The following is a 12,485-nucleotide window of genomic DNA, read 5'->3' as shown; positions in this document are numbered from 1 at the left end:
TAACCTTGCGAATTTAACAAAATAACCCTCAATATGCACCTTTATGTTGAAAAGTTTTAGGCATGGGGATAATGTTTTTTTGGCGTATATTTTCAAGTAAAAAGCTATTTAATTTTTAGCCACAGATTTGCAGATTATTGGTCTTCTTTTTAAATCAGTGAATCTGTGGCCTTTAATTTATTTAGATTTTTAAAGGCTTACTATTTGTAATAAACACCGGATTATCTACAATTGGCAGTTTAGCAAATTTTAGCACTTCAATGCTAGGCACACCGAAATCTAATACTACTTTACCTAAAATAAGATAGCAACCCTTGCCCTTAAAAGGATAAATTGGATTGTTATTTGGAAAATGTGTAGTGTCGAAAAAATCACCTTCATTATCGATAAAGGTTCCAAACCACATTTTAGTATTTTTAATAGTATAAACTGTTTTATCGCAAACAAAATTGCCTAACAATTTTACAATTTTACCTTCCTGTTTTTCTAAGTCCTTTGCTAAAATATCTCCTCTATACTCGGTTTTTAATAAATCGAACATGCTTAAACTAATCGGAAAACCCAATAATTCTAATTCCTGATAAGCATCTTCAACTAAATGTGTATCTAAATTTGGTAGCACATATTCTTTGCTTGGTAAATGAAATAGTTCTTTTCCAGGCATAGGTTTTGTTTTATTGCCTAAATAGTTATAAACTTCCCATAAAAGCTCTTTTTTACTCTTACCCATAAAACGTAAAGCACCGATCCTTATCAGAATTAGCGATTGTTCTAAACTCAAATTGGTACGTTTTATTAAATCTTCCAGATCTATGTAATTTCCATTTTGTTTCCGCTCCTGCGGGATGAGTGCAATCAACCTATTTTCCAATCCCTGTACACCAATAAAACCCAAATAAGCTTTGTTTCCAGTAATATTAACCACATCATCACTATGATTAACACAAGGCAAATGAACCTCTGCTCCTGTTCGTTGCAGGGCATGTACATATACCCAGCGCTGGTAAAAACCGCCATAATTATTTAAAACAGCTACCATAAACTCCTTCGGATAATAGGTTTTAAGGAATAAACTTTGATAACTTTCTACTGCAAAACTAGCCGAATGTGCTTTGGAAAAACTAAATCCTGCAAAGCTCGAAATTTGTCGCCATACTTCTTTTGTTGTTTCTTCATCTCGACCTAAAGCTTTTGCGCAAGAGAAAAAACGTTGTTCCAGCTTTTCAAATTCTACTTTTTTACGGTATTTACCACTCATTCCTCGACGTAAAATATCTGCATCTGCAAAATCTAAACCGGCATAATGACAGCAAACTTTAATTACGTCTTCTTGATACACCATAATACCAAAAGTTTCACCGAGTTGTTGCTCCATTACTTCTGATAAGTACTTTACTCCCTTTGGGTTATGGTAACTTTGAATATACATTTTCATCATACCAGAACTGGCCACTCCGGGTCTAATAATAGAACTTGCAGCCACTAAAGTGAGATAATCTTCACATTGCAGTTTTTTAAGTAGTTGACGCATTGCTGGAGATTCGATATAAAAACAACCAATTGGTGTGCCAGCTCGCAATTGCGCATTTAGTTTCGGATCATCTTTAAACGATTTAAAATCATGGATATCTATTGCTATTTGCTTGTTTTTATGAACAAGTTGAACGGCTTCTCTAATGTGCCCAATTCCTCGTTGACTTAAAATATCGTATTTATCAAGCCCGATTGCTTCTGCCTCATACATATCCCATTGTACGGTTGGCAAACCTTTAGGTGGTAAATCTAATGCAGTATAATAAGTTAAAGGTTCTTCGCCAATCAAAATTCCACCAGCGTGAATGGAACGTTGATTTGGCATATTATTCATGTAAGTATGAATGGCCAATATTTTATTAAAAGTGGGATTATTTGTATTAAACCTTTCTTTTGTAGGATCTGTAAAATCGTCTATTTCATTTTTAGGCAAACCCATTACTTTTCCAATTTCTCTAATAATTGCTTTATCTTTAAAACTACTCATTGTACCCAATAAAGCAGTATTAGGATATTTCTGGAAGATGTACTTCTGTATTTCAGGTCGCTCATCCCAACTAAAATCAATATCAAAATCTGGTGGAGAACTCCGTTTATGATTTAAAAATCGCTCGAAATAAAGATCTAACGCAATCGGATCAACATCAGTTATTTTCAAACAATAAGCCACAATACTGTTGGCGCCAGAACCCCTACCTACATGATAAAAGCCTCTTTCTTCCATCGCATATTTCACAATATCCCAAGTGATTAGAAAATAAGCGCAAAAATCTAATTCAGAAATAACCTTAAGTTCGTTTTTAATACGTTTTAAAGCAACATCATTATCCAACCCATAACGATAAGCTAAACCTTTCATGGCAAGCTCGGTTAATAGTTTTAAATCATTTTCTGCACCGGTTGTAAACGTTTTCTTATTCTTTTTACCGAAAACATACTCGTCCATACAGCAACTATCTAGCAGTTTTTGCGTATTAGAAACTATAAAATCATAAGAAATAAATTTCTCTTTCAGCTCATCTTCAGGAATTAAAACCTCATCTTTTTGGCAAACATCTTCTTCTGTTAATTTTCCTAAAACCGTATTTAAACCTATAGCTACTAAGTAGTTGTGTAACCTATATTCTACTTTATCTTTAACTGTTACAGGATGAAAAACTACCAGCTTATCTTTAACAGTATCCAGCGATTTACCTGCAATTTTATTCAGCTCGTTAGCACGAACACCTAAATATTCATTTTCAGCTAATGCCATATTGTTTTTATAAGGATAAATCACAAATGCATTATTAAACTGAAACGGTTTATCTGGCAAAGGAAGTTCATTAAGGTTGTGATGAGTTAAAAAATCATTTAGCTCTTTCATCCCTTCTTTATTTTTGGCAATGCCGATATATAGTAATTTATGATCTCGTCGAAATTCTATTCCGATAATAGGTTTAATATCATAAGCTGGCCAAAATGTGCCGTGTTTATCTTCATGGTCAGTTCCTTCTTTTCTACACAGTCGAATAAATTCCATGCAGCCAGTAGAGTTATTAATATCCGTAAGCACCATCTGGTGGATATTTCTTGCCCTCGCCTCTTTTATCAGCGTTTCTATCTCCATTGTGCCGTAACGGAGGCTATATTGCGAATGGACGTTTAAAAACATTTTGAAAGATGTTAACGATTGATAACCAATATTTTTGATATAGTATAATTAAACATCACAACCAATGATCTAATGAGCCAATGAACTTATTGCTGTCTATACAATTTTTTAGTTTCTCCTTTATTCGGTAAAACCGTTGCTAATTTGATGGTATCTACACCGTAACGAGAACGCATTTTATCCATACTTTGATAGAGATTGTACATTTTTTCTGATGGACCGTACAATGCAATTTGCTCATAACCGCTCACCAAATGCGATAATTTTACACCTACCAATCGCAATAGCATTCGTTTTTGGTAAACTTTATCAAACAGTTCTTTTGCTTTGCTAATTAAGACAGAATCTAGCGATGTATACGGAATTTTAGCTTGCTGGGTAATGGTTTCAAAATTCGCATAGCGAATAGTTACTGTAATACAAGCCGTTAATTTTTGTTTCTGCCGAAGTTCAAAAGCCAATTTGGTAATCATATCGGTGAGGATGATTTTCATACCCGCTATATCCATGCTATCGCTCTCAAAAGTGGTTTGTTTACCTATAGATTTTTGTTCGCGATAAGGCACCACTGGCGAATTATCTATTCCATTGGCTTTTTGCCATAAACTAAGCCCGTTTTGACCTAGAATTTTAAACATTAAATCTTGTGGAATTTGAGTTAACGTATGAATTTTCCTTACGCCCATTTCGCTGAGTTTTATAAACGTAGAATCACCCAAACCAGGTATTTTTTTAATAGAAAGTGGATTTAAAAAGGATTGTACTGCTAGTTTTTCCACTTGTTTTTCACCATTTGGTTTACATTCATTCGTCGCCATTTTGGAAACCGTTTTATTAACAGATAAACCAAAAGAAATGGGTAAGCCTATTTGATCTAATACAGCATGACGGAGTTCTTGAGCAAATTTCATACAACCAAAAAACCGATCCATGCCCGTCATATCTATATAATGCTCATCTATACTTGCTTTTTCTAAAAGAGGTACTTTTTCTTGGAGCAATTCGGTAACCTGATGGGAATATTTACTATAATCATCCATACTTCCCTTTACAAAAATTGCATGTGGACAAAGTTGACGGGCCATACGACTAGGCATAGCCGAATGAACACCATATGCACGAGCTTCGTAACTACAAGAAGCCACTACTCCCCTGTCTGATAAACCTCCAATAATTACAGGCAAACCAAGTAATTTGCTATTTTTAAGGATTTCTACAGATACAAAAAAAGCATCCTGATCCATGTGAATGATATGTTTATCGCTAAATTCCATAATTTATTAGCAAATATAATACTAATATAATTAGTATTATGAAATTAATTATCAAGATTTTTAGCTAAATATATTAGTTATTTATTAACGCTAGTGTGCGTCCGCTCTTTGCCGCGGTGGCATCAAACTTTTCCCTTGATGGAAAAGTATGCAAAAGATCAAGTCAGGAACGATGCTTCCACGCTCAAGGCTTACGCATGGCCCGCCGTTCCTGTCTACCCTACGCTCTTTGGGCAGTGAGAAGATGGCATGATTAAGGTTTTTGAAGAGGCTGGGCTATCTACCTAGAATATCTTGTAATCTAGTTAAAGATTAAAACCCCAAAACAATGCCTTTTGTGAAGGTCTTCTTCGAGACTTCTTTGGGTCTCCTTCGGGACTTGTTCGAGAAAAGGGGCATTTTCTCGAACATGACTCGAACAAGACCTTAACAAGACCTAATGAAATGGATATTTTTTAACCTATATCCTAACCTGCTCTAGCAGCAGTTAATTGTGCATTAAAACCAATTGTTTTTGCTGTAATTATTTTATATTTATATGTAATTACTCAATTAATTTATTATGAAACACGCTCTCTTATTTATATTTTTAACACTGGGTGCTTCTAAAGCATTTTCACAGAAAAGTTATATCCAGGTATCTGGAGAACCTAACCTTTCAGTCTATTTGGATGGAGAGCTAAAGGGCAAAACCACTGTAGAGTACCAAGGGTATATTATAGATAATGTAAGCCCTGGCGCCCACATCATCAAGGTTGTGAAAGATGGTTATATACCCTTTCAAGAAACCATCACGGTGAAGGCTAACGAAGTATTTGCCTATAAGGTTAAGCCTTTTTCTCGCCAAGGTGTTACTATCTCTGAACAAGGTAATGCTGCCTCGAGTGAAAAGAAGGTTGATATACCCACTGGAAAACTCATTATTCAGTCCGTACCTATCGAGATCAAAATTACCATTCCACAGGTAGAAGGGTTAAAGGATATTACCAAAACTAAGGATCAATGGACAGTAAGTGATATAAGTGAGGGCAGTTATGATTTACAACTTAACTTCGGTAGCAAATCCATCACTAAACGCATTAATATACTGGGCGGATTTACCACAAGTGTATTTGTAAATATGATTAGTGGAGAATTTACCCTTAAAGATCCGTTCACTGCAAAAAAAGAAAAGGAAAATACAATTCAGTATTTCAATTCCCTTATGACTACATATGGTTTTAAAAGAGGATTAACACCGAGCGGATTCTTCGCTAACAATCCAGAATCTGCCAAGTTGGCTAATTACCCGAAGAGTATGATGGATCCTTTAAGTGGCCCTGAGGATTGGTTTTTTTTTCCAGAAAAAGCTATACTGAAAAATGCTCAGGTTACCAAAGGCCCTAGGTCACTCGCAGTAGCAAAAAGTGGCTATGTTAAGGTCTATAGCTATTGCATTTCCAGTTTTACAGATAAGACTACCGCCCAAAGAGAAATGCGAACAATTGTCGAAAAAATAAAAAGTGAAACTAATTCTCAATATGCTGGCATTTTCGATAACGAAGCTTACACTGAATTTTGCCCAATAGGGCAAAACATTAGAATAAGGTTAGATGTGACAGAGATTGCCAAGAATAGATTTGAAGTAGTTATTTATTTTTTAGACGATACTTGGAATTAATAGCCATTCTATTGGTAATAATTGATTGGCGCTCGGGTATTGCCCAGAATTACTAAATTAATATTCTGAAAGAGAAATTCTCATTTTCACCCATTAAAATAGATCTTTCGTTACCCTTTGCTGGTGCACGTCTGTGACATGTACCTCTTAAAAAACGTATAATCTTCTTTATTATGGAGTTTATTTTTACGGCCCAAGGCTCTTTATTTTTAAAAGTTTAAAGAATTATTTAATTTCTACCGCCATACTTATCCAATAAACCCCCATTTGCCCTCGGTTATCCATGGAACCTTTTTCAAGTGTATTTTTCGGGAAACTAGATATAGAAGTATCTACTGCTTTTACAAAATTTGTTAAATTAACAAATTTATTTTCAGAGAAATTTAAGATAGCATAGTCCCAACTAGCATAAAAAGTTAACATCCATTTAAACTCTTTATCAAGCTTATTCTCTGTTAAATAATCATTAAGAATTGAGAATGAGTTAGAAATAATATCATTATCTAGGTTCTCAATACCCGTAAAACAACTTGGTTCAATAATAGAATACCAATTTAAGAATATTAACCTTTTAAGCGCTTCGAGTTTAATAATGCTACTTGATGTTATGTTAAACAATTCAAAATAGCTTTTGTGCAGGTTCCTATATTCATCAAATGTCCCATTATTATTAAGTTCATTTTCTAAATCACCAAAACCTAAATGTTCAGGAATTAAATAATATAATTTTAATTCTGCAGCAGAAAGTGCATCTAGTGAAAGTTCCATATTACTAAATTAATATTCTGAAAGAGAAATTCTCATTTTCACCCATTAAAATAGATCTTTTGTTACTCTTGGAAGACAAAATTAAACCCAATCAATTCCTTTTTTAAGGAAGTTCTGCGTATTTTCTTCTTCGCTATTGGCTATAATTTGAGGATTATAATTCCATTTAGCAGTTGGTGGCAAGCTCATTAAAATACTTTCTATGCGACCATTGGTTTCTAATCCGAATTTAGTACCAGCATCGTACACTAAATTAAATTCTGCATAGCGACTTCTACGCAAATATTGCCATTCTTTTTGCTGTTCTGTAAATGATTTATCGCGGTTACGATCTATTAATTCGGTATAAACTGGTAAAAACGTATTGCCAACCGCTAATGAGAAATCTAGTATTTGATTAAAATCTAAATTGGTATTTTCTGGTTTTAATCTATCATAAAAAATACCGCCTACTCCTCTTGTTTCTTCACGATGTTTGATAAAAAAATAATCATCGGCAGTTGCCTTAAATTTAGGATAAAAAGAGTTGTCGAAGTTATCGCAGGTTTGTTTTAAACGATGATGGAAAAAGCGAGCATCTGTAGGAATAACATAATGAGGCGTAAGATCTATCCCTCCGCCAAACCAACGAGTTTGTTCATCCATTTCAAAATACCTAATATTCATGTGTATAATAGGCACAAATGGATTTTCTGGATGCATAACGATAGAAACACCCGTTGCAAAAAAGTCATCGCTATCAACTTTAAAAGCTTTTTTTACAGCTTCGGGAAGTTTACCATGTACAGCAGAAAAATTTACACCACCTTTCTCTATCACATTTCCGTTTTGCATAATACGGGTTCTACCACCTCCGCCACCATCACGTTGCCAAACTTCTTCTTCAAATTTTGCTTTTCCGTCCGTCAAAACCAAACCTTCACAAATGCTATCTTGTATATGCTGATACGCTGCCGCTACTTCGTCCCTAAACATCATCATTTAAATTAGATATCAAAGTTAAGGCTTATAATAGCGAATGCTAACTGAAAGTTTAGATAGTACATTTTTTTGACACAAGGAATAAGAATTGCGTATTGAGATATGTGATTTGAGACAATTGAACTAATGACCAATGAACCAATTTCCGTCAGCTAAAGCAAACGGCAATGAACTAATGAACCAATGAACAAATTAGCTAAAGCAAAGGGCAATGAACCAATCTCATCTAAATCTGGACTATCCCTCATTGCATCATTCCCGCGAAGGCAGAAACCACGAAGTATTCAGCGCAGCTAATCTTGATGTTATTTGCCTTTTAACAGCATTAAGATACCCAATCGAGTTGGGCATGACGCTAAATGACTGTGGACTAATTTCCGTCAGCTAAAGCAAACGGCAATGAACTAATGAACAATCTAGCTATAGTAAACGGCAATGAACCAATGAACTAATGAACAAGCTAGCTAAAGCCAACGGCAATGAACTAATGAACCAATGAACTATTACACCTCAACATAATCTAAATCTTTATGAAATGTTTCTTTTAATTGACTTAAGGCTACCAAAGCGATAATTACACAAGTAAAACCTACAATCATTGCGCTTTGTAAAATCCCAACTTCCCCCTTTAGAAACTGAAAAGATAGTGTAACTGCAATTACAGAACCACGAATAAAGTTTGGAACGGTAGTAGTTACTGTAGATCTCAAGTTCGTACCAAATTGCTCTGAAGCGATAGTTACAAATGTGGCCCAATAACCAGATGCGAAGCCTAAAAATAAGCTTAGCCAAATAAATGTTTCGGGACTTAAGCCTTTGGCATTTAAAAAAACAACAATTGCAACTGCAGTTAATAGCAAGAATATCATCATCACTTTTTTACGTGATTGGAGCATTTGACATAAAAACCCAGCTACTACATCGCCTGTGGCAATACCTATATAGCAGTACATTACGCCTTTGCCTGCATTTAAAATACCTGTAGCGCCTAATGCTTTACCAAATTCTGGAGAGAAAGTGATTAACACGCCTACTACAAACCAAAGTGGTAAACCTATTAAAATACAACATATATATTTTTTAAATCGACCAGCATTGTTAAAGAGCATCCACATATTACCTCGCTGAACAGATTTTTCTTTTGTTTCTTTAAACAACCCAGATTCTACTAAACCTACACGCAAAAACAATAGCACCAAACCCATACCACCACCAATAAAATAGCTAGTTTGCCAAGTGTAATGTCCGCCAATTAATGCAGCAGCTACCGCACCAAACAAGCCAACCCCTGCCACAATCATGGTTCCATAGCCCCTGTTTTCCTTACCCATACTTTCGGTAACTAAGGTAATTCCCGCACCTAATTCGCCCGCCAAACCTACACCAGCAATAAAACGAATGATAGTATAAGCAGTTACAGAGCTCACAAATCCATTAGCAATATTGGCTATAGAATACAAAATAATAGAGCCAAATAACACACTTAATCGCCCTTTTTTATCTCCCAAAATACCCCAGAGAATACCACCAATAAGCATTCCAAACATCTGACTGTTTATTATACTTGCACCTACCCTTAACATATCATCATCGGCTACACCTAAATCTTTTAGACTTTTAACTCTAACTACCGAAAAAAGGATGAGATCATAAATATCAACAAAGTAACCTAATGCGGCTACGATAACGATGAGGGTAATGTTTCGCTTATTTGAGGCGTTCATATATAGTATGGTTTGAAGCGATTAAACTACAAAAAATTATATAGAATTAAAAAGCCCATTCTACAAAGTAAAATGGGCTCTAAAAAAACTAATTAATTAAACAGAGTCTTATTTTGGCATTAAAACACCATCAATAACGTAGGTTACACCATTGCTAGAAATTACATCTGCAATGGTAATGTTAGCGCCATTCACCATCCATTTACCATCTTTGGTAGTTATTTTAAGTTTCTGACCTTGAACAGTGGTTAATTCCATACCATCTTTTAAATCTGATGATTTTAACGCTCCAGGCACTACATGGTACGTAAGAATTTTAGTTAAATCAGCTTTCATAGCTGGTTTCATTAAATCGTTTAAAGTAGCTGCAGGCACTTTAGCAAATGCCTCATTAGTTGGTGCAAATACAGTAAAAGGACCAGTACCACTCAATGTTTCTACTAATCCAGCTTGTTTAACAGCTGCAACCAATGTAGTGTGATCGCTAGAGCCCAATGCATTTTCTACAATGTTTTTAGAAGGAACCATCATTGCTCCACCTACTTCTACACCAGCTTCGGTGGTCATAGTCGTATCTGGCATTGCCATGTTAGTACTATCTGTAGTTGTAGAACTTGTTTTGGTAGAATTACAAGCAGCTGTCATAGCTAAAAATGCTACACCCATTGCTACGCTTAAGAATTGCTTTTTCATAAAATTTTATTTTTTTGTTTTTAAGTTATTACCCTACTTACGAAACAAATTGGGGTATGGTTTTTTAATATATTAAATAAATTAATTTGCTGAGTTCTGCATCTCTTGCAATAAAGAATTGTATTCTGCCTAGCTTACTTATCAATTTACATGAGATCCTTCGCTACGCTCTGGATGACAAATTGATATGAAGAATATTTCCTATTTCTGTACCCGATTGCTTATTCCCCAATATGCCCATAATCTTTTCCTTTAATCTTTTTTCCAAACTTAATTCAAAATACCACAAGCTTATTATATTCGCTACTGCGCCAAAGAGCGTTGGCCAGAAAGAACGGCGAGCCACGTGTGGGCCTAGGGGCGGAAGCATCGTTCTTTCTTGATCTTTTGTTTCTTTTCTATCAAGAGATACTGCGAAGCATTCTTGAGGACAAAAACAAAACTACAACAACCGAAAAACGAAAGAGCCCCTCGGTGGCGGCGAACCGAGGCAAGACTGGGTGTTGGAAAACCAATAATAGTATAGGAAAATATCACGTTGCTACATCCTATGCAATGACGAATCGTACAATCTAAGACTAAAGGATTTAAAAAATCTATTAACTATCGTGATGTATTTTCAATTTATCTAATAACTCTGGGGAGATATTTTCAGCATAAGCGCCATAAGCATCAATTAAAACACCCTTTAAATTACCAACTGGCGATGAAATGGCATAAATAACTGCACTGTCTCCAGGATCTGTCATCCCTTCAAAGCGATAAAACTCTTCAATTTCAAATTCCTCAGGCATTAATTGAAGATCTAAAGATTTACACTCAATGCAATCTTGAGCTAAGTTAAAATCATATTCGTAACCTCTTTTCTCTAAATCGGCTACTGCGGCGGTGAGTGTATCGTAAATATGCATGTACCAATTTACCATTTTTTTATGACAATAACTTCTCTGATAAAACTTTTAAAGCTCAATTGTATTTCTGATATTTAACCATCATGATAGTTTCTGAAAGAACCCTTAAATGGGCAATGTGTTTTTATCCTCCTTTATTATTTCAACGCATTTGGGTTAAAAAGTTTCATCCCGATTTTAGAGGTGTTGATGTTAAGATTAGCAACAGTTTTTTAAACAGAAACTACAATGGTTCCATCTTTGGTGGCTCTATTTACGCAGCAACAGATCCATTTTATGCTATTTTATTTGATCAATTGATGCAACGCAGAGGTTTTAAAGTGCGTGTTTGGTTAAAAAGCGCCTCCATCCAATACCTTAAACCAGGTTTAACCAGTTTGTACTTTACCTTAATAATTACCGATGAAATGATTGCCGAGGCCGAAGCATCTTTAACCGATACGGGAAAGTTTGTAAAGTCTTACCCAATGGAATTATTTAATAAACAAGGTGAGTTATGTGCTACAGTACAAAATGAGGTCTATTTGCGAAATAAATTTCCTGGTGAAAAACAGAGAGTTGCTATTTAATTATTATGCTGAGCTATGAACATCAAAAGACTAATTCTGGAAGGCGAAAATGTAAGTTTAGATTTTAAAAAGACCATAAGTAATACCGAAAAAATAGCTAAAACATTAGTTGCATTTTCCAATAATAGAGGTGGTAAATTATTAATTGGCGTGGCCGATGACGGTAGTATTAAAGGTGTAAAATCTGAAGACGAAGAAAAATACATGATTACCAAAGCGGCACATTTATTTTGCAAACCTGCCATAGAACCAAAGTTTGAAGAAGTTTATGTAGATGATAAAGTTGTTTTAGTAGTTGATATTCCTAAAAGTGATACCAAACCGCATTATGCATTAGATGAAAACAAAAAGTGGTGGGTGTACTTTAGAGTGAAAGACAAAAGTGTACTAGCCAGCAAAATTATTGTTGATGTTTTAAAAGAAGAAAATCACGAAAGTGGACAACTCATCTCCTATTCAGAGCACGAAAAGAAGCTATTAAATTATCTAGAAGAGCATGGTCGCATTACCTTAAAAGAGTTTAGCAAGCTAACTAGAAGTGCTTATAAAAAGGCTCAAAAGATTATTGTTAGCCTTATACTTACAGGTGTACTTTTACCGCACACTACAGAAAAGGAAGAATACTTTACAGCAGCAGATGTAAAATAATTGAGTTTATTTTTATCCTTCGACAAGCTCAGGATGACAAATAGAAATAAAAACGCCACATTTGTACGCT

At 34.9% G+C, this 12,485-nt stretch carries 10 protein-coding genes; 3 read left to right on the top strand and 7 right to left on the bottom strand.

The annotated features are described in order from the left end of the window. Positions 1–181: 181 nt before the first annotated feature. On the bottom strand, positions 182–3,187 hold the full coding sequence (dnaE, locus tag GM921_RS04890; protein WP_182921482.1) for a DNA polymerase III subunit alpha: 3,006 nt from the start codon (positions 3,185–3,187) through the stop codon (positions 182–184). Between the two features lie 86 nt (positions 3,188–3,273). Next, positions 3,274–4,461 carry a DNA polymerase IV gene (dinB, locus tag GM921_RS04885; RefSeq protein WP_182921481.1) on the bottom strand — a complete coding sequence of 396 codons (1,188 nt, stop codon included), beginning with the start codon at positions 4,459–4,461 and terminating at the stop codon, positions 3,274–3,276. 562 nt (positions 4,462–5,023) lie between these two features. Between dinB and GM921_RS04880 the strand changes: the two genes are divergently transcribed. Further along, positions 5,024–6,121 (top strand): PEGA domain-containing protein, encoded by a 1,098-nt coding sequence (locus tag GM921_RS04880; protein WP_182921480.1) that lies wholly within the window; start codon positions 5,024–5,026, stop codon positions 6,119–6,121. A gap of 225 nt (positions 6,122–6,346) precedes the next feature. Here GM921_RS04880 and GM921_RS04875 read toward each other — a convergent pair whose 3' ends face one another. From GM921_RS04875 to GM921_RS04855, 5 genes are all read right to left on the bottom strand, one after another. Next, positions 6,347–6,889 carry a hypothetical protein gene (locus tag GM921_RS04875; protein WP_182921479.1) on the bottom strand — a complete coding sequence of 181 codons (543 nt, stop codon included), beginning with the start codon at positions 6,887–6,889 and terminating at the stop codon, positions 6,347–6,349. Positions 6,890–6,970: 81 nt separating this feature from the next. After that, positions 6,971–7,867 (bottom strand): oxygen-dependent coproporphyrinogen oxidase, encoded by an 897-nt coding sequence (gene hemF / locus GM921_RS04870; RefSeq protein WP_182922237.1) that lies wholly within the window; start codon positions 7,865–7,867, stop codon positions 6,971–6,973. 506 nt (positions 7,868–8,373) lie between these two features. Then, positions 8,374–9,594, bottom strand: a complete 1,221-nt coding sequence (locus GM921_RS04865; protein WP_182921478.1) for an MFS transporter — start codon at positions 9,592–9,594, stop codon at positions 8,374–8,376. A gap of 108 nt (positions 9,595–9,702) precedes the next feature. Further along, complete coding sequence (locus GM921_RS04860; protein WP_182921477.1) at positions 9,703–10,287, bottom strand: fasciclin domain-containing protein; 585 nt, start codon at positions 10,285–10,287, stop codon at positions 9,703–9,705. Between the two features lie 599 nt (positions 10,288–10,886). Further along, positions 10,887–11,213 (bottom strand): phosphoribosylpyrophosphate synthetase, encoded by a 327-nt coding sequence (locus GM921_RS04855; protein ID WP_235969776.1) that lies wholly within the window; start codon positions 11,211–11,213, stop codon positions 10,887–10,889. Between the two features lie 68 nt (positions 11,214–11,281). On the opposite strand from GM921_RS04855, the gene GM921_RS04850 reads away from it, so the two are divergent. Continuing rightward, positions 11,282–11,767 carry a DUF4442 domain-containing protein gene (locus tag GM921_RS04850; protein WP_182921476.1) on the top strand — a complete coding sequence of 162 codons (486 nt, stop codon included), beginning with the start codon at positions 11,282–11,284 and terminating at the stop codon, positions 11,765–11,767. A gap of 15 nt (positions 11,768–11,782) precedes the next feature. Then, a complete protein-coding gene (locus tag GM921_RS04845) occupies positions 11,783–12,415 on the top strand; it encodes an AlbA family DNA-binding domain-containing protein (protein WP_182921475.1) in 633 nt (210 codons plus the stop codon). Positions 12,416–12,485 lie beyond the last annotated feature (70 nt).

The sequence above is a fragment of the Pedobacter planticolens genome, from assembly GCF_014172375.1.
GTDB classification, from domain to species: domain Bacteria; phylum Bacteroidota; class Bacteroidia; order Sphingobacteriales; family Sphingobacteriaceae; genus Pedobacter; species Pedobacter planticolens.
The sequence above is the reverse complement of the archived record's forward strand: the minus strand, read 5'-3'. Positions and strand labels throughout refer to the sequence as shown.

Bases quoted from the DNA above. Each gene is read 5' to 3' on its own strand.
- dnaE (WP_182921482.1), bottom strand. From the start codon at position 3,187: ATGTTTTTAAACGTCCATTCGCAATATAGCCTCCGTTACGGCACAATG.
- dinB (WP_182921481.1), bottom strand. From the start codon at position 4,461: ATGGAATTTAGCGATAAACATATCATTCACATGGATCAGGATGCTTTT.
- GM921_RS04880 (WP_182921480.1), top strand. From the start codon at position 5,024: ATGAAACACGCTCTCTTATTTATATTTTTAACACTGGGTGCTTCTAAA.
- GM921_RS04875 (WP_182921479.1), bottom strand. From the start codon at position 6,889: ATGGAACTTTCACTAGATGCACTTTCTGCTGCAGAATTAAAATTATAT.
- hemF (WP_182922237.1), bottom strand. From the start codon at position 7,867: ATGATGTTTAGGGACGAAGTAGCGGCAGCGTATCAGCATATACAAGAT.
- GM921_RS04865 (WP_182921478.1), bottom strand. From the start codon at position 9,594: ATGAACGCCTCAAATAAGCGAAACATTACCCTCATCGTTATCGTAGCC.
- GM921_RS04860 (WP_182921477.1), bottom strand. From the start codon at position 10,287: ATGAAAAAGCAATTCTTAAGCGTAGCAATGGGTGTAGCATTTTTAGCT.
- GM921_RS04855 (WP_235969776.1), bottom strand. From the start codon at position 11,213: ATGGTAAATTGGTACATGCATATTTACGATACACTCACCGCCGCAGTA.
- GM921_RS04850 (WP_182921476.1), top strand. From the start codon at position 11,282: ATGATAGTTTCTGAAAGAACCCTTAAATGGGCAATGTGTTTTTATCCT.
- GM921_RS04845 (WP_182921475.1), top strand. From the start codon at position 11,783: ATGAACATCAAAAGACTAATTCTGGAAGGCGAAAATGTAAGTTTAGAT.